General features: G+C 74.6%; 19 protein-coding genes and 2 pseudogenes. 9 read left to right on the top strand and 12 right to left on the bottom strand.

Annotation, left to right across the window (positions count from 1 at the left end; translation table 11 throughout):
• Nucleotide 1: 1 nt before the first annotated feature.
• Together B9L22_RS03835 and B9L22_RS03840 are read left to right on the top strand one after the other, a co-directional pair.
• Nucleotides 2–889, top strand: a pseudogene (locus B9L22_RS03835) (MBL fold metallo-hydrolase); the annotation flags it as partial.
• A gap of 237 nt (nucleotides 890–1,126) precedes the next feature.
• Nucleotides 1,127–1,948: pseudogene (locus B9L22_RS03840) on the top strand (LLM class flavin-dependent oxidoreductase); the annotation flags it as partial.
• Here B9L22_RS03840 and B9L22_RS03845 read toward each other — a convergent pair.
• The 6 genes from B9L22_RS03845 to B9L22_RS03870 form a co-directional block, all read right to left on the bottom strand.
• Nucleotides 1,935–2,249, bottom strand: a complete 315-nt coding sequence (locus B9L22_RS03845) for a hypothetical protein (RefSeq protein WP_043658871.1) — start codon at nucleotides 2,247–2,249, stop codon at nucleotides 1,935–1,937. The pseudogene B9L22_RS03840 and the gene B9L22_RS03845 sit on opposite strands and share 14 nt — an antisense overlap.
• A 57-nt stretch (nucleotides 2,250–2,306) precedes the next feature.
• Nucleotides 2,307–3,464 carry a GNAT family N-acetyltransferase gene (locus B9L22_RS03850; RefSeq protein ID WP_233139710.1) on the bottom strand — a complete coding sequence of 386 codons (1,158 nt, stop codon included), beginning with the start codon at nucleotides 3,462–3,464 and terminating at the stop codon, nucleotides 2,307–2,309.
• Nucleotides 3,461–4,180, bottom strand: a complete 720-nt coding sequence (gene purQ, locus B9L22_RS03855; RefSeq protein WP_034654359.1) for a phosphoribosylformylglycinamidine synthase subunit PurQ — start codon at nucleotides 4,178–4,180, stop codon at nucleotides 3,461–3,463. The genes B9L22_RS03850 and purQ overlap by 4 nt, the downstream gene beginning before the upstream one ends.
• The gene (gene purS / locus B9L22_RS03860; RefSeq protein ID WP_021483374.1) at nucleotides 4,180–4,467 is read right to left on the bottom strand and encodes a phosphoribosylformylglycinamidine synthase subunit PurS; all 288 of its coding nucleotides are present in this window, start codon (nucleotides 4,465–4,467) and stop codon (nucleotides 4,180–4,182) included. The genes purQ and purS overlap by 1 nt, the downstream gene beginning before the upstream one ends.
• Before the next feature lie 177 nt (nucleotides 4,468–4,644).
• The gene (locus B9L22_RS03865) at nucleotides 4,645–5,286 is read right to left on the bottom strand and encodes a hypothetical protein (protein WP_086149266.1); all 642 of its coding nucleotides are present in this window, start codon (nucleotides 5,284–5,286) and stop codon (nucleotides 4,645–4,647) included.
• Entirely contained in the window at nucleotides 5,283–5,654 is a 372-nt protein-coding gene (locus B9L22_RS03870) for a PadR family transcriptional regulator (protein ID WP_233139711.1), read from the bottom strand. Before B9L22_RS03870 ends, B9L22_RS03865 begins: the two co-directional genes overlap by 4 nt.
• Nucleotides 5,655–6,033: 379 nt before the next feature.
• On the opposite strand from B9L22_RS03870, the gene B9L22_RS19570 reads away from it, so the two are divergent.
• Nucleotides 6,034–6,213, top strand: a complete 180-nt coding sequence (locus tag B9L22_RS19570) for a hypothetical protein (RefSeq protein ID WP_143317058.1) — start codon at nucleotides 6,034–6,036, stop codon at nucleotides 6,211–6,213.
• 95 nt (nucleotides 6,214–6,308) lie between these two features.
• On the opposite strand, the gene B9L22_RS03880 is transcribed toward B9L22_RS19570, so the two are convergent.
• Complete coding sequence (locus B9L22_RS03880; protein WP_086149659.1) at nucleotides 6,309–7,286, bottom strand: phosphoribosylaminoimidazolesuccinocarboxamide synthase; 978 nt, start codon at nucleotides 7,284–7,286, stop codon at nucleotides 6,309–6,311.
• A 341-nt stretch (nucleotides 7,287–7,627) separates the two neighbouring features.
• On the opposite strand from B9L22_RS03880, the gene B9L22_RS03885 reads away from it, so the two are divergent.
• Nucleotides 7,628–9,124 (top strand): ricin-type beta-trefoil lectin domain protein, encoded by a 1,497-nt coding sequence (locus tag B9L22_RS03885; protein ID WP_233139712.1) that lies wholly within the window; start codon nucleotides 7,628–7,630, stop codon nucleotides 9,122–9,124.
• 86 nt (nucleotides 9,125–9,210) lie between these two features.
• Here B9L22_RS03885 and purD read toward each other — a convergent pair whose 3' ends face one another.
• Nucleotides 9,211–10,530, bottom strand: a complete 1,320-nt coding sequence (gene purD, locus B9L22_RS03890; RefSeq protein ID WP_086149269.1) for a phosphoribosylamine--glycine ligase — start codon at nucleotides 10,528–10,530, stop codon at nucleotides 9,211–9,213.
• A 73-nt stretch (nucleotides 10,531–10,603) separates the two neighbouring features.
• Nucleotides 10,604–11,890, bottom strand: coding sequence for an adenylosuccinate synthase (locus B9L22_RS03895; protein WP_021482868.1), 1,287 nt, complete (start codon nucleotides 11,888–11,890; stop codon nucleotides 10,604–10,606).
• Nucleotides 11,891–12,125: 235 nt separating this feature from the next.
• Between B9L22_RS03895 and B9L22_RS03900 the strand changes: the two genes are divergently transcribed.
• Together B9L22_RS03900 and B9L22_RS03905 are read left to right on the top strand one after the other, a co-directional pair.
• On the top strand, nucleotides 12,126–12,560 hold the full coding sequence (locus B9L22_RS03900) for a DUF3151 domain-containing protein (protein ID WP_043653884.1): 435 nt from the start codon (nucleotides 12,126–12,128) through the stop codon (nucleotides 12,558–12,560).
• 72 nt (nucleotides 12,561–12,632) lie between these two features.
• On the top strand, nucleotides 12,633–12,995 hold the full coding sequence (locus B9L22_RS03905; RefSeq protein WP_043653881.1) for an STAS domain-containing protein: 363 nt from the start codon (nucleotides 12,633–12,635) through the stop codon (nucleotides 12,993–12,995).
• 15 nt (nucleotides 12,996–13,010) lie between these two features.
• Here the strand turns inward: B9L22_RS03905 and B9L22_RS03910 are convergent, their stop codons facing one another.
• Nucleotides 13,011–15,230, bottom strand: a complete 2,220-nt coding sequence (locus tag B9L22_RS03910) for a SpoIIE family protein phosphatase (protein ID WP_086149270.1) — start codon at nucleotides 15,228–15,230, stop codon at nucleotides 13,011–13,013.
• Nucleotides 15,231–15,369: 139 nt separating this feature from the next.
• Here B9L22_RS03910 and B9L22_RS03915 point away from each other — a divergent pair, with 139 nt between their 5' ends.
• A complete protein-coding gene (locus B9L22_RS03915; protein ID WP_021482033.1) occupies nucleotides 15,370–15,795 on the top strand; it encodes an STAS domain-containing protein in 426 nt (141 codons plus the stop codon).
• Nucleotides 15,796–15,918: 123 nt separating this feature from the next.
• On the opposite strand, the gene fbaA is transcribed toward B9L22_RS03915, so the two are convergent.
• Both fbaA and B9L22_RS03925 read right to left on the bottom strand, forming a co-directional pair.
• Nucleotides 15,919–16,941 (bottom strand): class II fructose-bisphosphate aldolase, encoded by a 1,023-nt coding sequence (gene fbaA / locus B9L22_RS03920; protein ID WP_074805350.1) that lies wholly within the window; start codon nucleotides 16,939–16,941, stop codon nucleotides 15,919–15,921.
• A gap of 109 nt (nucleotides 16,942–17,050) precedes the next feature.
• Nucleotides 17,051–17,767, bottom strand: coding sequence for a TrmH family RNA methyltransferase (locus B9L22_RS03925; protein ID WP_369824791.1), 717 nt, complete (start codon nucleotides 17,765–17,767; stop codon nucleotides 17,051–17,053).
• Nucleotides 17,768–17,972: 205 nt separating this feature from the next.
• Between B9L22_RS03925 and B9L22_RS03930 the strand changes: the two genes are divergently transcribed.
• Nucleotides 17,973–18,680 carry a VTT domain-containing protein gene (locus B9L22_RS03930; RefSeq protein WP_086149661.1) on the top strand — a complete coding sequence of 236 codons (708 nt, stop codon included), beginning with the start codon at nucleotides 17,973–17,975 and terminating at the stop codon, nucleotides 18,678–18,680.
• Nucleotide 18,681: 1 nt separating this feature from the next.
• Nucleotides 18,682–19,455, top strand: a complete 774-nt coding sequence (locus tag B9L22_RS03935; protein ID WP_021482670.1) for an HAD-IIA family hydrolase — start codon at nucleotides 18,682–18,684, stop codon at nucleotides 19,453–19,455.
• The last annotated feature ends 94 nt before the right edge of the window (nucleotides 19,456–19,549 follow it).

Genomic DNA, 19,549 nt, shown 5'->3' on the forward strand with positions numbered 1-19,549 from the left:
CATGAGCGCCCCGACGCCCGTCACGCGCCTCGCCGCCGTCCTGCGCGCCGACAACCCCGGCCCCATGACGCTCGACGGCACGCGCTCGTACGTGCTGCGCGCGCCGGGCTCGGCGTCGTGCGTCGTCGTGGACCCGGGGCCCGACGACGCGGCCCACCTCGACGCGCTCGCCGCCGCCGGGCCGGTCGAGCTCGTGCTCGTGACTCACCGCCACGCCGACCACACGGCCGGGTCCCCCGGGCTGCGCGCGCGCACCGGCGCCCCGGTGCGGGCCGCCGACCCGGACCACTGCCACGGCGGCGCGCCGCTGCGCGACGGCGAGGTGATCGAGGCCGCGGGCCTGCGGCTCGTGGTCCTCGCCACGCCCGGCCACACCGCCGACTCGGTCTGTCTCGTCCTGCCCGACGACGGCCAGGTCGCCTCGACCGACGAGCGCGCCCGCCGCACGGCGCACCCGGGCCCGGCGGGCTCCGGTACCGCGGGCTTCGGCACCGCGGGCTCCGGGACCGCGGTGCCCGAGGGCGCACGGACGCCGTCGGGCACGACGGTCCTCACCGGGGACACGGTGCTCGGGGCGGGGACGACGGTGATCGCGGCGCCCGACGGGTCGCTCGGCGCCTACCTCGCGAGCCTCGACGCGATCGAGGCCGTGGCGGGCGGTCCAGGCCTGCTGACCGGCCTCCCCGGCCACGGACCGGTCGTCGACGACCTCGCGGCGCGCGTGCGCGCGTACCGGGAGCACCGTCACGAGCGTCTCGCCCAGGTGCGGGCCGCGCTGACGGCGCTCGGCCTGGCCCCGGACGCGCCGGGCGCGGTCGACGAGGTGGTCACGCGGGTCTACGCCGACGTCGACCCCACGGTGCGAGGAGCCGCCCGGCAGTCCGTCGCCGCGCAGCTCGCGTTCCTCGCCGGCCCAGACACCGACGCGGGCACCGGCCGCCGGCACCGGCACCGGCACCGGCACCGGCACCGGCACCGGCACGATCGCCGACATCGGAGCGGACGCGGCCGACGACAGCCCCGGCACCCCGAGCGGCGACGGCTGACTGTCGGTGCCACGGTGCACGATGACGGGATGACGACACCACGGCTCGGTATCGCGTTCGTGCCCACCCACGCACCGGAGAGCCTGCGGCGGCTCGCGACGACGGCGGAGGACGCCGGCCTCGACGACCTCTGGGTGTGGGAGGACTGCTTCAAGCAGTCCGGCCTCGCCTCGGCGGCCGCTGCCCTGGCGTGGACCGAGCGCGTGCGCGTCGGCATCGGGCTCATGCCCGCCCCGCTGCGCAGCACGGCGATCACGGCGATGGAGGTCGCGACGCTCGCGCGGATGTTCCCCGGTCGCCTCGTCGCGGGCGTCGGGCACGGCGTCCAGGAGTGGATGGGGCAGGCGGGGGTGCGCGTCGCGTCGCCGCTGACGCTCCTGCGCGAGCACGCGACGGCGCTGCGGAGCCTGCTCGCGGGCGAGGAGGTCACGACGGACGGCCGGTACGTCACGCTCGACGCCGTCCGGCTCGACTGGCCGCCCACGGAGCCGATCCCTCTGTGGCTGGGCGGGTCCGGGCCGCGGACGCTCGCGCTGGCCGGCGAGCTCGGCGACGGTCTCATCCTCACGAACGCGCTGACCCTCGAGGACGTGCGGGGCGCAGCGTCGGTCGCGCGGGAGGGCGGCGCGGGCCCCGGGTTCGACGTCCACGCGACGCTCATCGCCGCGACGGGGCCGGACGCGCAGGCACGGGTCGACCGCGAGCTGCCGGTGTGGGGCGCGGAGCCCGGTCGGGGCATCGGCGCCGCAGGTGACGCCCACGCGGTCGCGGCGGGCGTCCTGGCTCTCGCGGAGGCGGGCGCGACGGCCGTGGCGGTCCAGCCCACTGCGGACGAGCCCGACGTCGAGGCGTTCGTGCGCTTCCTCGGGCGCGAGGTCGCGCCGCTGCTCAGCTCTCGGTGACGCGCCCGGTGTCGCCCTCGGTGCCCGCGGCGCCGGGCCGCTGCCGCAGGCCGTGGACGAGGGCGACCACCGCGCACACCAGCGCGACGGCGCCGACGGCGAGCGCGAGGCGGACGGGGAAGTCGGCGTAGAGGTCGGTGACCTCGCCGACCGGGAGGCCCCAGCCCGCCGCGGTCTCCCGCACTTCCGCCGCGAGCGCACCGATCCTTCCGGGCACCCGCGTCACGGCTGCGGAGACCCACCCGAGCAGCTCGAGGACGACGGAGGCCACGGAGTGGGCGCCGGACGCGAGGGGGATCACCGGTCCACCCTAGCGGAACCGGACAGCGCGGTCATATGCGGCACGGCGGGTATCGCCTCAGGTCAGCGGCTTGGCGAAGCACAGCGCGACGTGGTTGTCGCCGTCGTAGGGCGGGAAGTGCGCGACGGCACGGAAGCCGAACGAGCGGTAGAGCGCGATAGCGCCGGGCTGGCGGATGCCCGTCTCGAGCAGGAGCGTGGAGACCGCGCGCTCACGTGCCGCCGTCTCCAGCCCGTCGAGGAGCCGACGCGCGGTCCCCGTGCGGCGCGCGCTCTCCCGCACGAACACCTTCTTCGCCTCGAGCGCGTCCTGCGGCGCGCCGGGCTCGGGCCGTCGCAGCGACGCGCATCCGAGGGCCTCGCCGTCCCGGTACGCCACGAGGGTGACCACGACGTCCGCTCCCAGGCGCGCGTCCACGCCCTCGAAGCCTCCGGCGGAGTCGAGGCTGCCGAAGAGTTCCGGGTACAGGACGGCGGACGACGTCTCGTGCATCTCGCGGCGCAGCGCGGCCGCGTCGGGGTCGTCCCACGGGACGGCTCGGAGCTCGACCGCGGCTCCCCCGACGACCGGGCCGCCCGCCGCGGCGCCGGACCCCGACCCCGCGCCGTCCGGCGCAGCGCCCCGTGGTCCGGTGGCATCCGGCGCGGCGGTCCCCGCTCCGGCGGCATCCGGCGCAGCGGCGGGCGACACGCGCAGGTCGAGCGCGAAGCAGCGCGAGAGTGGCTGCCCGGCGTAGTGGCCGTACGACTCGATCGGCACGTACCCGAGCGCGAGGTAGAGGTCGATGGACTCCGGCTGGAGCGTGCCCGTCTCCAGCACGAGCCGGTCGAGGCCCGCGGCGACCGCGCGCTCGTGCAGCGCACGCATCGCGGTGCGCGCGTGCCCGCGGCCCCGGTGGGCGGGCTCGACGTACAGGCGCTTCACCTCGCCGGTCCGCGCGGGGTGCGTGCCGCCGCGTCCGTCCGGCGTACCGGAGACGTCGCGCAGCGCGACGAAGGCGACCGGTTCGCCGTCCTCCCGGACCACGACGTTCGCGAGCGCCGCCTCGGGGGCGAACGTGCCGGCGTCGGGCTCGCCGTAGCGCACCGCGAGCTCCGCCTGCTGCCGCGACCGCAGCCGCTCGGCCGCGGCGTCGTCCGCCGGCACCGTCGCCACGGTGACGACCCCGGCCCCGGGGCGCCCGACGGCGTCGGGCAGGACGCGCGGGAGCGTCACGCGCGGACGAGCGCGCCCAGGACGGACGTGAAGAACCCGAGGCCGTCGGTGCCGGCGCGCGGGCCGGCCTCGGCGGCCGGGCCGAAGCCGGGCTCGACGGCGTGCTCCGGGTGGGGCATGAGGCCGACGACGTTGCCCGCCGCGTTCGAGATGCCCGCGATGCCGCGGCGCGACCCGTTCGGGTTCCAGCCGTCGTAGCGGAAGACGACGCGGCCCTCGGCCTCGAGCTCGTCGAGCGTCCGCTCGTCGGCGACGAACTGCCCGTCCTGGTTCTTCAGCGGGATCGTGATGCGCTGGCCGGCCGTGTAGTCGCGCGTCCAGGCGGTGTCGGCGTTCTCGACCACGAGGACCTGCTCGCGGCACACGAAGTGCAGGTGGTCGTTCTTGACCATCGACCCCGGGAGCAGGTGCGCCTCGGTGAGGATCTGGAAGCCGTTGCAGATGCCGAGCACGGGCATGCCGCCCTTCGCGGCGTCCACGATCGACTCCATGACCGGCGCGAAGCGGCTGATCGCGCCCGCGCGCAGGTAGTCGCCGTAGGAGAAGCCGCCGGGCAGGACGACCGCGTCCACGCCGTGGAGGTCGGCGTCGGCGTGCCAGAGCGACACGGCCTCGCCGCCCGCGAGGCGCACCGCGCGCGCGGCGTCGCGGTCGTCGAGCGTGCCGGGGAAGGTGACGACGCCGACCGTGGCCGTCGCGAGAGCCGAGGCGGTCATCAGGCGAGACCCTGCGACGTGATCGTCGCGGCGGCGTCCGTCTCGATGTCGGCGACGCGCACGACGTCCTCGATGACGGGGTTCGACAGAAGCTTCACCGCGGCCTCCTCGGCGGCGGCGAGGACCTCCGGCGTCACCGGGCCTTCGACCTCGAGCTCGAACCGCTTGCCCTGGCGGACGGACGTGAACTGGGTGAAGCCGAGGCGCGGCAGCGCCCCGACGACGGCCTTGCCCTGCGGGTCCAGGATCTCGGGCTTGGGCATGACCTCGACGACGACGCGTCCCACGGGGGCTCCTTGGCGAGAGTGTTGGGAGGGCCGGGGCTCCGGGATCCCGGCCACGTCACGGGCGTCGAGGACGCCCGGGGGGACGGGACGAGCGGGAGCCGACGGCGGGATTCCGCGCTCAGTCTAGCGGGCGCGCGCACCCGCCCGGTCGGGCGTCCGCACGGTGAGCGGGCGGGCTCAACCGCCCGCGGTGCGGCGCCGGTCCGGGGTGTCGACCGGGATGTTGCCGTCGAGCACGTGCTTGCGCCAGGCCCGGTCGACGTTCGACCGCGCGAAGAGCATGGCGGACCCGATTGCGCACACCAGGACCAGCGGCCAGTACCACCAGGTGAAGGGGAGCCGCCACACGTACTCAGCCCCTGACGAGATCACCCCGAGGAACACCATCATGGCCGAGACGACCAGCTGGGTCCCCGTGACGAGCGACGCGGCCGCGACAGCCCTGCGCCAGGGGTAGAGCGCCCCGTGGATGTCGTCGGCGACCCACCACCAGTACCGCGCGGGGAGCCGCAGGTCGAACCACCGGTAGAGCAGCCAGCGCCCGAGCGGCGGGTGCTCGCGCCACCGCAGCGCCCACCCCGCGCGGACGAGGCCCCACGCCTCGCGGGCGCCGATGCCGCGGGGAGCGGCGCCGTCGTCCGGCTCGGGCGCCAGGTCGAGCAGGACGGCGAGCGCCTCGTCCCCGTGCAGGTCGCGCCAGCGCCGGGGGTAGGCGCGCAGCCAGAACCGCGCGGACCGCTCGTACCGGTCGGCGCCGCGCGCCCCGCGGGCAGGGCGACCGGGCTGCGCGCCGTCGGCGGCGGCCCGCCGCCCGGTCACGCGCCGCTCCCGGCGAGACCGTCGGCGGCACCCCGACCGGTACCGCGGGAGAGCGACCGGCGCGCGCGCTCCGCGAGCTCGGCGAGGCGCAGGGTCTCGGCGCGGGCGGCGCGGCGCCCGTCGTCGGTCGCGCGGTAGTAGCGACGCAGCCGGCCGTCGACGACCTCCTCGCCCGTCGGCTCGACGAGACGGGCCGCGACGAGGCGGTCGAGGTTCCCGTAGAGGGTGCCCGCGCCGAGGCGGGTGCGTCCGTCGGAGAGCTCGCGCACCGACCGGATGACGGCGTAGCCGTGGAGCGGCTCCCCGCTGAGGGCGAGGAGCACGAGGTACGCCTGCTCCGTCATGCGGAACGGGGCTGAGGAGACCATGGTCGATATATATCGCCCGACGACCTATGCGCGCAATCCCTCGGCGCGTGTCGGAGGGTGGGGCTAGGCTCGAACACGTGTTCGAGACGCACGCTCGGGCACGGTGCGAGGGCGGGGTCCTGCCCCTTCCCCGCCCTCGCACGACACCTCGCCCGACGACGCACGGAGGCTCCCCATGGACGCACCGGCAGCAACCGTCCCGACGATCGACCGCGGCCGTTCACGGCCCGCGCCGGCCACCGTGGCGCGCGTCCTCGCGCGCGACGGGACGTGCGTCTTCCCGGGCTGCCGCGTACCGGCGTTCCGCTGCGACCTCGACCACGTCGTCGCCCCGCGGCCGGTCACAGGCACGGGCACAGGCACAGGCACAGGCACCGGAATGGACGACGACGCGGAGTCCGCGCACGGGGCCGACAACCTCGTCGCCCTGTGCCGCCACCACCGGGTCGTCCGCGCACGCGACGGCTGGCGCCCGGCGCTGCTCGCCGACGGGTCGGTACGGTGGACCGCGCCGAGCGGGCACACCTACCTCCGACCCGGCACCCTCCGGACCGCGTGAGGCGTCAGGAGAGAGGCGTCAGGAGCCAGGCGTCAGGCGTCAGGAGCCAGGCGTCAGGCGTCAGGCGTCAGGCCTCAGGCGTCAGGCCTCAGGCCTCAGGCGAGCGTCGATCCGGTGAGCCGCTCGTACGCCTCGAGGTACCGCGCGCGGGTGCGCGCGACGACGTCGGCCGGGATCGACGGCGGCGGGGTGTCCGCGGCGCGGTCCCAGCCCGACGCGGGCGACGTGAGCCAGTCGCGCACGAACTGCTTGTCGAAGCTCGGCTGCGCGCGGCCCGGCTCCCACTGGTCCGCGGGCCAGAAGCGCGACGAGTCGGGCGTGAGCACCTCGTCGCCGAGCACCGTCTCCCCCGTCGCCGGGTCCACGCCGAACTCGAGCTTGGTGTCCGCGAGGATCACGCCGCGATCGCGCGCGATCTCCTCGGCGCGCGCGTACACGGCGAGCGTGAGGTCGCGCAGGCGCGTGGCGTCGTCGAGGCCGATCTGCTCGACCACGACGTCGAACGAGACGTTCTCGTCGTGCTCGCCCACGGCAGCCTTCGTCGCCGGCGTGAAGATCGGCTCGGGCAGGCGCGACCCGTCGACGAGGCCGTCGGGCAGCGGCACGCCGCAGACCTCGCCGCCCGCGCGGTACTCCACGAGGCCGGAGCCCGTCAGGTACCCGCGCGCCACGCACTCGACCGGGAACATGTCGAGGCGGCGGCAGATCATCGCGCGCCCGGCGACGACGTCCGGCACGAGGCCGTCGCCCGGCACCGCCGAGACGGCGGTCGAGACGACGTGGTTCGGCACGAGGTCGGCGAGCTGCTCGAACCACCACAGGCTGAGCTGCGTGAGCACGACGCCCTTGTCGGGGATACCGGGCGACAGCACGTGGTCGTAGGCGCTCACCCGGTCGCTCGCGACGACGAGGACGACGTCGCCCAGGGGGTGCACGCCCCCGACGGCCGGCAGGTCCGGCGTGTACAGGTCGCGCACCTTGCCGGAGTACGCGTGCGTCCAGCCGGGCAGGTCGAGCGCGGCCGTGTCGAGGGCGTCGGCCTCGCCGAGCGAGAGAGCCGAGCCGGGGTCCAGGGGTGGGTGCGTCACGGCCCCTAGTCTCGCACCGGCCCCGGCGAGGTCGCCCACCGGTCCAGGAGCGCGCGACGTAGGGACGAAAAGTCGCTACTGTGCCTCCCAGGACGGCCGTGGGAGCGCTCTCCCGCCGTCAGGGGGCCGCACCGGAGCGACTCCTGCGGGGGCGCGTGCGCTGCTGTCCCGGCCCGCCGACGGCGGCAGGCCCCATCCGCACGGAGGAGGCAACGATGCACCACCGCACGATGCACCATCGCCTGACAGCGCTAGCGGCCGGAGTGGGGGTGGTCGTCGCAAGCGTAGGCCTCGCGACGACCGCGCACGCGGGCGATCTCGGTCCCGTGGGCGCGCCCCGGTCCGCACCGAGCCCGACCCCGTCACCGACGACCGCGAGCCCCGCCGCCCCCGCCCCCGACGACCTGTCGGAGGGGCAGCTCCGCGCCCTCGAGCGCGACCTGGGGCTCGATGCCGCGGGCGTCGCCGACCGGCTCGCGCTCGACGCCGCGACGGCCACCGTCGAGCGCGCGCTCAGCGACGGGCTCGGGACGGCATACGCCGGCACGTGGGTCGACGCCGAGGCGGGCGCCCCCGTCGTCGCCGTGACCGACCCGGCGGCCGTCGCCGACGTCGAGGCGGCCGGTGCGACGGCCCTCGTCGTGGAGCACGGCCTGGCCGAGCTCGACGACGTCGCGGCCCGGCTCGACGCGACCACCACCCCCGACGCCGTCCAGGCCTGGTACGTCGACGTCACCACGAACGAGGTGGTCGTCGAGTCGCTCGACCCCGCGGCGGCGCAGGCGTTCGTCGCCGCGTCCGGGGTCGACGCCGCCGCGGTGCGCACCGAGATCCTCCCGGCGCCGTACGAGCTCACGGCCGACGTGCGCGGCGGCGACCGCTACATCACCCGGGACCCGGGCGCGTCGTCGGGCTCGGCCTGCTCGATCGGCTTCGCCGTCCAGGGCGGCTTCGTCACGGCGGGGCACTGCGGCGCGGCGGGCAAGGAGGTGCTCACCGCGAGCTGGGCGCGCATGGGGACGGTCCAGGCGGCGTCGTTCCCCGGCCACGACTACGCGTGGGTGCGCGTCGACGCCGGGTTCTCCCCCGTCCCCCGGGTGAACAACTACGCGGGCGGCACCGTCGACGTCGCCGGCTCGGCCGAGGCGCCCGTGGGTGCGTCGGTGTGCCGCTCGGGCGCCACGACCGGCTGGCGCTGCGGCGTCATCGAGCAGAAGAACATCACCGTCAACTACGGCAACGGCGACGTTCCCGGCCTCGTGCGCGGCAGCGCGTGCGCGGAGGGCGGCGACTCGGGCGGGTCGGTGATCTCCGGCAACCAGGCGCAGGGCGTCACGTCGGGCCGCATCAACGACTGCTCGAACGGCGGCAAGTTCATCTACCAGCCCGTCAACCCGATCCTGTCGGCCTACGGGCTGTCGCTCGTGACCACGGGCGGCGGGTCGGGCAGCGCGCTCGTGGGGCTCGCGGGCAAGTGCATCGACGTCCCCGGGTCCGACTTCAGCGACGGCAAGCGCCTCCAGCTGTGGACGTGCAACGGGTCGAGCGCGCAGCGCTGGACGTTCGAGGCCGACGGCACCGTCCGCGCGGGCGGCAAGTGCATGGACGTCGCGTGGGCGGCCACGGCCGACGGCACGGCGCTCCAGCTCGCGAACTGCAGCGGCAACGCGGCCCAGAAGTTCGTGCTCAGCGGCGCGGGCGACCTCGTGTCGGTGCTGGCGAACAAGTGCGTCGACGTGCCGAGCAGCAACAGCGCCGACGGCACCAAGCTCCAGATCTGGACGTGCAACGGCACCGCGGCCCAGAAATGGCGCCGCGCCTGACGCCTCACCCCTGAGGTGCTGAGCACGGCACGGCGGTCGCTCCCCCGTGGAGAACGAGCGCCGTGCCGTGCTCGACGGCGGGGTTGTCAGCCCGCGAGCGTGACCTCGCCCGCGGCGGCCCTCGCCGCGATGTCGGTGCGGTGGTGCGAGCCCGGGAGCACGATGCGGTCGACCGCGGCGTACGCCCGGCGGCGCGCCTCGGCCAGGTCCGCGCCGCGCGCCACGACCGACAGCACGCGGCCGCCCGACGCGACCAGGCCGCCGTCCGCGCGCGACGTGCCCGCGTGCAGCACGTGCACGCCCTCGACGCCCTCCGCCGCGTCGATCCCCGTGATCGGGTCGCCGCCACGGACGGCGCCCGGGTAGCCGTGCGCCGCGACGACGACGGTGACCGACGCGTCGTCGTGCCAGCGCAGCGGGCCGACCTCGGCGAGCCGCCCCTCGGCCGCCGCCAGCATGACCGCGGACAGCGGCGTCGCGAGGCGCGTGAGCACGGACTGCGTCTCCGGGTCGCCGAAGCGCGCGTTGAACTCGACGACGCGCGTGCCGCGGCTCGTCAGCGCGAGACCCACGTAGAGCACGCCGACGAACGGGGTGCCGCGCCGCGCCATCTCGTCGATCGTCGGCTGCGCGACGCGCGTGACGACCTCCTCCACCAGGCCCTCGGGCGCCCACGGCAGCGGGCTGTAGGCGCCCATGCCGCCCGTGTTCGGGCCCGCGTCGGCGTCGAACGCACGCTTGAAGTCCTGGGCGGGGGCGAGCGGCACGACCGTCGCGCCGTCGCTCACGCAGAAGAGGGAGACCTCGGGACCGTCGAGGTACTCCTCGACGACGACGCACGGGTCCTCAGGTGTGCCGTCCGCCGCACGGCGGGGCGTCGCGAAGCACGCGGCGGCGTGCTCGAGCGCGGCCTGACGGTCCTCCGTGACGACGACGCCCTTGCCCGCGGCCAGGCCGTCGTCCTTGATGACGTAGGGCGCGCCGAACGCGTCGACGGCGGCCGCGACCTCGTCGACGTTGGTGCACACGTGCGCGAGCGCCGTGGGGACCGACGCGGCGGCCATGACGTCCTTCGCGAACGCCTTGGAGCCCTCGAGCCGCGCGGCCTCGGCGCTCGGCCCGAACACGGGGACGCCGGCCTCGCGCACCGCGTCCCCGACGCCGGCGACGAGCGGCGCCTCCGGGCCGACGACGACGAGGTCGACGCCCAGGTCCGTCGCGAGCGCGGCCACCGCGGCGCCGTCGTTCTGGTCCACCGCGTGCAGCGTCGCGAGGTCCCCGATGCCCGGGTTCCCCGGGGCGGCGTGCAGCTCGTGCCGCTCCGCGCCCGGGCGGTCGGCCTCGTGCGCGAGGGCGTGGACGATGGCGTGCTCGCGGGCACCGGTCCCGACGACGAGGATCTTCACGGGCGCCGAGTCTACCGAGACGGCCCGGACGCCCCGCAGGGCGTCCGGGCCGTGGTCGGCAGGGGGCGTCGGCTCAGTGGATGAGGTCGTGGCGCGGGATGATCGCGTCGCGGCTCGGGCCGACGCCGATCGCGGAGATCCGCGTGCCCGACATCTCCTCCAGCGCGTGCACGTAGCGCTGCGCGTTGACCGGCAGGTCGTCGAACGTGCGGGCGCCGGAGATGTCCTCCCACCAGCCGTCGAGCTCCTCGTAGATCGGCTTCGCGTGGTGGAACGCCGTCTGGTCGAGCGGCATCTCGTCGTACCGGACGCCGTCGACGTCGTACGCGACGCAGACCGGCACCTTCTCGAAGCCGGTGAGGATGTCGAGCTTGGTGAGCACCATGTCGGTGATGCCGTTGACGCGGGTCGCGTAGCGCGCGATCACCGAATCGTACCAGCCGCAGCGGCGCGCGCGGCCCGTCGTGACGCCGTACTCGCCGCCCTGCTTGAGCAGGTACTCGCCGTTCGCGTCGAACAGCTCGGTCGGGAACGGGCCCTCGCCCACGCGCGTCGTGTACGCCTTGATGACGCCGATCACGGAGCTGATGCGCGTCGGCCCGACGCCGGAGCCCGTGAGCGCGCCGCCCGCGGTCGCGTTGGACGACGTGACGAACGGGTACGTCCCGTGGTCGACGTCGAGCATCGTGGCCTGCCCGCCCTCGAAGAGGACGTTCTTGCCCGCGTCGAGCGCCTTGTTCAGCTCGAGCGCCGTGTCCGCGACCATCGGCTTGAGCCGGTCGGCGTACTGCAGCAGCTCGGCCACGGTCTCGTCCACGGTGATGGCACGGCGGTTGTAGACCTTCACCAGCAGGTGGTTCTTCTGGTCGAGCGAGCCCTCGATCTTCTCCGCGAGGATCTTCTCGTCGAACAGGTCCCAGATGCGGATGCCGACGCGGTTGATCTTGTCCGCGTACGCCGGCCCGATGCCGCGGCCCGTCGTGCCGATGCGGCGCTTGCCGAGGAACCGCTCGCTCACCTTGTCGATCGTGCGGTGGTAGCCCGCGATGACGTGCGCGGAGCCCGAGACGAGCAGGCGCGAGACGTCGACGCCGCGCGAGATCAGGTCGTCGAGCTCCTGGAACAGCACCTCGATGTCGACGACGACACCGTTCGCGATGACCGGCGTGACCCCCGGGGACAGGATGCCCGACGGCAGCAGGTGGAGCGCGTACTTCTCGTCCCCGATGACGACCGTGTGGCCGGCGTTGTTGCCGCCGTTGAACTTGACCACGTAGTCGACCCGGGACCCGAGGAGGTCGGTCGCCTTGCCCTTGCCCTCATCGCCCCACTGGGCACCGACGAGCACCACGCCTGGCATGGAATCCCCACTTTCGCGCTGCCTGTTCCTCGGGCCGGTCATGGTCGTGGGCGCGCACCGGCGTCCGGAGCGGAGCGGGCACGGCGTGCCCGACGGCGCCGGGCCCGCGGGCCCGAGGCGTCACCCGGGCGGCAGAGACCCGGGGACCGGCGCCGAGTTTACCGGTCGGATGACGGAAATTGACCTTCGAGGCGGCTATCGACCGCGTCACGCCCGGGATGGGCAGAATGGCCTCATGAGCGACACCCACCCGAACCTCCTCGACGGCCCCGCGCCCGTCCGCCTCCCCGACGACTACGCGCACGTCCGCGACGCCATCGCGGCCGACGGCGACCCGTACGAGATCGCGGGCCGCTCGCCCGCGAGCTCGCTCGCCTGGGCCTACCTCGCCGAGGACTTCCTCCACGAGAACGGCTCGCGCGGCGCGGTGACGGCCTACGCGTTCGCGCGCACCGGCTACCACCGCGGGCTGGACTCCCTGCGGCGCGCCGGCTGGCGCGGCCAGGGACCGATCCCGGCCGACCACGTGCCGAACCAGGGCTTCCTGCGCGCGCTCCTGGCCCTCGCCGAGTGCGCCGCGTACCTCGGCGAGGTCGAGGAGGCGGAGCGCTGCGAGCAGTTCCTGCGCGACTCCGGGACCTCGGCCGACGAGGTGCGCGCGCTGCGCTGACCGGCCGCGCGTCCGCCCGGCGACCACCGGGTGGGCGCGCGACGCACCCGGGCGGCGTCTAGAGTCGTGGGCATGATCGAGATCGCCACGTCCCCCGCGACGACGACCCTCGTCATCGCCGGAGACCTCGATCTCGCCGAGCGCGACCAGTTCCCGGAGATCGCGGCACGCGTCGTCGGGCTGCGCCGTCAGCTCCTCGTCATCGACATGTGCCGCGTGACGTTCATGGACTCCACCGGCGCGGCGTTCCTCATCTCGCTCGCCGACGCCGGTCGCAAGCGCGGCGGTGCGACGGTGCTGCGCGGCTGCGACGACCGGGACCTGTTCGTGCTCGAGGTGTGCGGCGCGCTCGAGCTGTTCCGCATCGACAACGACCACCGCTGCGAGCCCGCGACGCCGCCGTCCGGCTTCGCCAAGGTCGAGCCCCCGGCCTGACGCCCGCGGGCCGACCTAGCGCCCCGAGGGCCGCAGGGTCGCCCACACGAGCTTGCCCGACGCCGTCGGGCGCCACCCCCAGTCGGCGAGCCGCTCGACGATCTGCATGCCGAAGCCGCCCATGCGGTTCGGGTGCCCGTCCGTCGGGACGGGCGGCGCGGGGTTGGAGTCCTCGACCTCGACGCGGATGCCGTCGCCCGTGTCGAACAGGCGCAGCGCGAGGTGGCCCCACCCGTGCAGCACGCCGTTCGCGACGAGCTCCGAGACGACGAGCTCCGCGTTCGCGCTCTCCCGCACGCCCCACGCCTGGCACGTGCGCACGACGGCGTGCCGCGCCCGCCCGATCGACGCCGGCTCGCTCGGCAGGAGCCAGCGGCGGCTGCGCGGGCTGAGCACGACGGCGGACGCGTCCCGCTGCGGGTCGGGGATGCGCACGACGACGAGCGCGACGTCGTCCTCGGGGGCGTCGGCCAGGCGCGACAGCAGCTCCTCGCCCACGCCCGCGGCGTCGACGGCCGTGACCGCCTCGGACGCCGCGACGAGCGCCTCCAGCCCGACCCGCAGGGCGCGGTCGCGGCGCTCGATGAGGCCGTCGGTGTAGAAGACGAGCGTGTCGCCCGGCAGGAGCGTCGCGACGCCCGTCGAGCGGCTGCGGCCGCCGAAGCCGACGAGCGCTCCCCCGGCGTCGTCGAGCTGCGTCACGGTGCCGTCGCGCAGCAGGAGCGGCGGCAGGTGGCCGGCGCGCGAGTACTCGATCCGCCACGCGTCCTCGGGCTGCGCGGCGTCCGGCTGCGTGAGCGCCGCGTACACGAGGCTCGCGGAGCGCGGGATGCGCATGCCCTGGACGAGCTGGTCGACGCGCTCGAGCACGGGGCCGGGCGTCGTGAGCTCGTAGGCGTACGAGCGCACCACCGAGCGGAGCTGGCCCATGGCGGCCGCGGCCTCGACGTCGTGCCCCACGACGTCGCCGATGACGAGGCCGACGACGTCCGGCGCGATCTGCAGGACGTCGTACCAGTCGCCGCCCACCTGGGCGTGCTCGGAGTTCGGCGCGTAGTACGTCCACACGTCGAGACCCGTGACGTCGGCCTGCTCGGGGAGCATCGCGCGCTGGAGCGTCTCGGCGAGGCGGTGCTCGCGCGCGTAGAGGCGCACGTTGTCGATCGCGGTGCCGGCCCGGCGCGCGATGACCTGCAGCAGCGTGCGCACGCCCTCGCGGGCCTCCGCGTCGGTGCCGAACCCCTGCGGCGGCGTGTCGGGCAGGTCGCCCGTGACGAGCAGGCCGAGGATGCGCCGGCGCCCCGGGACGGCGGACACGGTCACGGAACCCGGCCGCCGGGGCAGCCCGGAGAGCCGGTGGTGGAGGTCGCGCTGGAGCCAGCCCGAGGCGGACCACTGCGGGTACGTGGCGGAGAGGTCGAGCGTCACCGGCCCCTCGATGCGCCCGTCGAGCACGTCCTGGACGCGGTCGGGCACGTCCACGCGGACGCGCGGCACCGAGCCGGTGACGGAGGCCGAGTCGCCGAGCGCGTCGGTCGTGTGCACGCCCGGGGCGAGGGGCAGCACGCCGGGCGTGTAGCGGCCGTGCCGCTGGCCGCGCCCGCTCGGGGGCGCCGCCGTGTCGACGCCCTCCGCGTACCGCAGCCCGTCGTCGTTGAGGTAGAAGCCCGCCCAGTCGACGACGTACCCCGCGAGCAGCGCCGTGATGTCGCGCAGCGCGTACGGCTGGTCGAGGTCGGCGAGGAGGTCGGAGCTGCGGGCGACGACGTCGAGCACCGCGCGCTCGCGCCGCTCGAGCGCGAGCGACGCGACCTGGGCGGCGTACCGGTCGAGGTGCTCGGAGACGTCGACCTGCGCACCGACCCAGTGGGTCACCGCGCCGTCCGGGCCGGTGAGGGGCGCGAGCGAGAGCTGCGTCCACACCGCGACCCCGTCGCGCCGGAAGGTGCGCACCGTGTAGGTGAGCTCGCGCTCGTCGGCCACGGCGGCGCGGAGCTGCTGCGCGTCGACGGGGTTCGCGAGGAGCGACTCGAGGACCTGCGGGCTGCGGCCGAGCACCTCGGCGGCGGTGAACCCGGTCTGCCGCTCGAACGCGCGGTTGACCCAGACGATCGGCATCTCCGCCGACCGCGGGCCCGTGACGAACATCGCGACCCCGGTGGCGTCCATCGCGCGCGTGCACAGCTCCTGGACGTGCGCGGGCAGGTCGGTGCCGAGCTCCGGCGAGCTGCCCATCGTCACCTCCGACGGTCCGAGCGTCGATCGTCTGGAAACGGACGCCACGGTCGCGTTACTGTCCCGACTGGACATTCAACCGTAGATTGGTGCTTCCCGAGACCGGAACCGGTCCGGACCACGCCAGAGAGGAGCGCCGGTGCGCGAAGGTACACCCCCGGCCGCAGACCGCCCGGTCGGCGTCGCCGGCGACCCCGCAGGAGCGGGCGACCCCGCGAGCGTGCACGTGATCGTGGGCACGACGCGAGCCCGGATCGTGCTCTCGGGCGAGATCGACGCCGACCTCGGCGCTGACCTCCAGGAGGCGACCGCCGCGGCGGAGGACTCCGGCCTGCCCGTCGAGATCGACGCCCACCACGTGACCTTCATGGACTCGTCGGGTGTGGCGTTCCTCGCACGTCTCGCGTCGCGCGGCCCGCACCGCGTGCGCGTCCTCCGCGCCCCGCCCACGGTGCGGTTCCTCCTCGAGGTGACCCGCATCGGCGAGCTGCTCGACATCGTCGACGTGGACCCCGGCTTCGACCTCGACGAGCCTCCCGGCAACGGCGCGGGCACCACCGACTGACGCTCGTGGCCGCCTGACGCCCGTCGCCGGGCGCGCGGCCGCAGCACGACGAAGGCCCCCGGTCCTCACGGACCGGGGGCCTTCGTGCGACGCGGGCCCGGAGCGACGCCGGGCCGTGCGGCGTCAGCGGATCTTGTTGCCCGCGGAGCGCAGCTGCTGCGACGCCTCGATGATGCGCGCGGCCATGCCGGCCTCGGCCAGCTTGCCCCAGGCGCGCGGGTCGTAGGCCTTCTTGTTGCCGACCTCGCCGTCGACCTTCAGGACGCCGTCGTAGTTCGAGAACATGTGGCCGACGACGGGGCGCGTGAACGCGTACTGCGTGTCGGTGTCGATGTTCATCTTGATGACGCCGAAGTCCACCGCCGCCGAGATCTCCTCGGCCGTGGAGCCGGAGCCGCCGTGGAAGACCAGGTCGAACGGGTTCTCCTTGCCGACCTTCGCGCCGACGGCCTCCTGGATCTCCTTGAGGATCTCCGGGCGGAGCTTGACCGCACCCGGCTTGTACACGCCGTGCACGTTGCCGAACGTGAGGGCCGTCAGGTAGCGGCCCTTCTCGCCCGTGCCGAGCGCCTCGATCGTCGCGAGGCCGTCCTCGACCGTCGTGTAGAGCTTCTCGTTGATCTCGGCCTCGTGGCCGTCCTCCTCGCCGCCGACGACGCCGACCTCGATCTCGAGGATCGTGCGCGCCGCCTGCGAGAGCTCGAGCAGCTCGGCCGCGATGGTGAGGTTCTCGTCCAGGGGGACGTCCGAGCCGTCGTACATGTGCGACTGGAACGTCGGCAGGCCGCCGTTCTTCACCTGCTCGGCCTCGATGGCCAGGAGCGGGCGGACCCAGGAGTCGAGGTTCTTCTTGACGCAGTGGTCGGTGTGGATCGCGATCTGCACCGGGTAGTTCTTCGCGACCTCGCGCGCGTACGCCGCGAGCGCGAGCGAACCGGCGATGCGGTCCTTGACCGTCGAACCCGAGCCGTACTCGGCGCCGCCCACCGAGACCTGGATGATGCCGTCGGACTCGGCCTCGGCAAAGCCCTGGAGCGCGGCGGTGATGGTCTGCGACGAGGTGATGTTGACGGCCGGGTAGGCGAACGAGCCTGCCTTCGCCCGGTCGATCATCTCGGCGTAGACCTCGGGGGTTGCGATGGGCATGCGGAGCTCCTGTGGAGTCGTGCGGGGTGGACTGTCAGGTCAAAGTCTGGCATGGATGACAGCGCGAGGTCAGGGCCGTTCGACCCGTGGTCCCCGGATGACCACGCCTCTACCTCGGCGGCCCCGTCGGCCCCAGGTGCTGCGCCGCCCAGGCGTGCAGGGCGATCGCGCCGGCGGCGCCGGCGTTGATCGAGCGGGTCGACCCGTGCTGCGTGATGTGGAGCACCGCGCGGCACGCCTCGACCGCCTCGGGCGTCAGCCCGGCCGACTCCTGGCCGAGGAGCAGCACGCACGACGGGGGCAGCGCGTAGCCCTCGATCGGCACCGACCCCGGGACGTTGTCGACCCCGAGGAGCGGCAGCCCCTCCCCCGCCGCCCAGACCGCGAGGTCCGCCACCGACGCGTGGTGGTGCACGTGCAGGTAGCGGTCGGTGACCATGGCGCCGCGGCGGTTCCACCGCCGTCGCCCCACGACGTGCACCCCGGCCGCGTTGAACGCGTTGGCGGTGCGGACGACGGAGCCGATGTTGAGGTCGTGCGCCCAGTTCTCGATCGCGACGTGGAGCCGGCGGGCCGGGTCGCGGCGCGCGTCGAGGTCGGCGACGACGGCCTCGACCGTCCAGTACCGGTAGGCGTCGACGACGTTGCGACGGTCGCCGTGCGCGAGCAGCTCGGGGTCGTACCGGGGGTCGAGCCGCGTCGCCTCGGGCGGTCCGGCGGGGTCCGGGACGCGGGGCCACGCCTCCGGGCCGCCCGGCCACGGGCCGACGCCGACCTCGCGCTCGTCCGCCTCCCGCTCGCCCACCTCGCCCGCGCTGCTCGCCATGGCGCACATTCTGCCGGGACCCGCAGGTCCGCCGTCGCCGGACCTCCACGGCGGGTCCACACCGACCGCCGGGCCGCGCGGCCGCGCCCGGCTACGCTGGTGACCCGTGAACACCCTCGCCGAGCTCGCCTCCGCCCTCCCGGGAGCCGCGCACGCCGCGAGCCTCGGCGCCGCCGGACCGGTCGCCGCCCTGGGCCCCGACTGGATGGACCCGATGACGCTCATCGAGCGCTTCGGCGACGCCGCGCTCGTCGGGATCGTCGTCGTCATCTTCATCGAGACGGGCCTGCTCTTCCCGATCCTGCCGGGCGACTCGCTGCTGTTCACCGCGGGCGCGCTCGTCGCGCAGGAGTCGCTGCAGATCAGCCTGCCCGTGCTGCTCGTCCTGCTGTTCGCCGCGGCGTTCCTCGGCGACCAGACGGCGTACCTCATCGGACGCACCGTCGGGCCCAAGGTGTTCGACCGGCCCGACTCCCGGTTCTTCAAGCGCAAGTACATCGACCAGACGAACGCCTACTTCGAGAAGTACGGCGGCCGGACGATCGTCATCGCGCGGTTCGTGCCCATCGTGCGCACGTACGCCCCCGTCGCCGCGGGCGTCGGCAAGATGCACTACCGGCACTTCGTCGGGTTCAACGCGCTCGGCGCGCTGCTCTGGGCCGTCGGCCTCACGTGGCTCGGCTACCTCCTGGGGAACATCACGTTCGTCAAGGAGAACATCGAGGCGCTCGTCCTCCTCATCGTCTTCCTGTCCGTGCTGCCCATGGTCGTCGAGGTCTGGCGCGGGCGGCGGGCGGAGAAGCGGGCGGCGGCGCTCGAGGAGCAGATCGCGGCCGACGCCCAGCAGAGGACCGGGGTCGCGGAGGACGCGACCGCCGTCGGCCAGGCCGACACGGACGGGAAGGACGCCTGACATGACCCGAGAGATCACGAGCTGGCTCACCGACATGGACGGCGTGCTCGTCCACGAGGGCCACGCGATCCCCGGCGCCCCGGAGTTCGTGCGCGCGCTGCGCGACAAGGGCCGGCCGTTCCTCATCCTCACGAACAACTCGATCTTCACGGCACGCGACCTGCGGGCGCGGCTCGCGACGTCGGGCATCGACGTGCCGGAGGAGTCGATCTGGACGTCGGCGCTCGCGACGGCGCAGTTCCTCACCGACCAGATCCCCCAGGGCAGCGCGTACGCCGTGGGCGAGGCCGGGCTGACGACCGCGCTCTACGAGGCCGGCTACACGCTCACCGAGTCCGACCCGGACTACGTGGTGCTCGGCGAGACGCGCACGTACTCGTTCGAGGCGATCACCAAGGCGATCCGCCTCGTGCTGGGCGGGTCGCGGTTCATCTGCACCAACCCCGACACGACCGGGCCGTCGCAGGAGGGCCCGCTGCCCGCCACGGGCGCCGTCGCGGCGATGATCACCTCGGCGACGGGCCGTAAGCCGTACTTCGTCGGCAAGCCCAACCCGATGATGTTCCGCTCCGCGCTCAACCGCATCGACGCCCACTCCGAGACGACCGCGATGATCGGCGACCGGATGGACACCGACGTCGTCGCGGGCATCGAGGCGGGCCTGTACACCTACCTCGTCATGACGGGCTCCACGACGATGTCCGACGTCGACCGCTACCCGTTCCGGCCCAGCAAGGTCGTCGACTCCGTCGCGGACCTCGTCGACCTCGTCTGAGGGCACGCCGGGCCGGTCCGGCCGTTCCAGCTCCCCGGGGAGCCCCGCACGCACGACGACGCCCGGTCACCGCGAGGTGACCGGGCGTCGTCGT

This window comes from Cellulosimicrobium sp. KWT-B, from assembly GCF_002127155.1.
Classification (GTDB): Bacteria; Actinomycetota; Actinomycetes; order Actinomycetales; family Cellulomonadaceae; genus Cellulosimicrobium; species Cellulosimicrobium funkei.

What these genes read in the sequence shown, in the direction of transcription:
- B9L22_RS03935 (WP_021482670.1), top strand. Translation starts at nt 18,682, where the DNA reads ATGACCCGAGAGATCACGAGCTGGCTCACCGACATGGACGGCGTGCTC.
- fbaA (WP_074805350.1), bottom strand. Translation starts at nt 16,941, where the DNA reads ATGCCCATCGCAACCCCCGAGGTCTACGCCGAGATGATCGACCGGGCG.
- B9L22_RS03910 (WP_086149270.1), bottom strand. Translation starts at nt 15,230, where the DNA reads ATGGGCAGCTCGCCGGAGCTCGGCACCGACCTGCCCGCGCACGTCCAG.
- B9L22_RS19570 (WP_143317058.1), top strand. Translation starts at nt 6,034, where the DNA reads ATGGACGACGACGCGGAGTCCGCGCACGGGGCCGACAACCTCGTCGCC.
- B9L22_RS03925 (WP_369824791.1), bottom strand. Translation starts at nt 17,767, where the DNA reads ATGGCGAGCAGCGCGGGCGAGGTGGGCGAGCGGGAGGCGGACGAGCGC.
- B9L22_RS03900 (WP_043653884.1), top strand. Translation starts at nt 12,126, where the DNA reads ATGAGCGACACCCACCCGAACCTCCTCGACGGCCCCGCGCCCGTCCGC.
- B9L22_RS03905 (WP_043653881.1), top strand. Translation starts at nt 12,633, where the DNA reads ATGATCGAGATCGCCACGTCCCCCGCGACGACGACCCTCGTCATCGCC.
- B9L22_RS03870 (WP_233139711.1), bottom strand. Translation starts at nt 5,654, where the DNA reads ATGGTCTCCTCAGCCCCGTTCCGCATGACGGAGCAGGCGTACCTCGTG.
- purQ (WP_034654359.1), bottom strand. Translation starts at nt 4,180, where the DNA reads ATGACCGCCTCGGCTCTCGCGACGGCCACGGTCGGCGTCGTCACCTTC.
- B9L22_RS03895 (WP_021482868.1), bottom strand. Translation starts at nt 11,890, where the DNA reads ATGCCAGGCGTGGTGCTCGTCGGTGCCCAGTGGGGCGATGAGGGCAAG.
- B9L22_RS03930 (WP_086149661.1), top strand. Translation starts at nt 17,973, where the DNA reads ATGGACCCGATGACGCTCATCGAGCGCTTCGGCGACGCCGCGCTCGTC.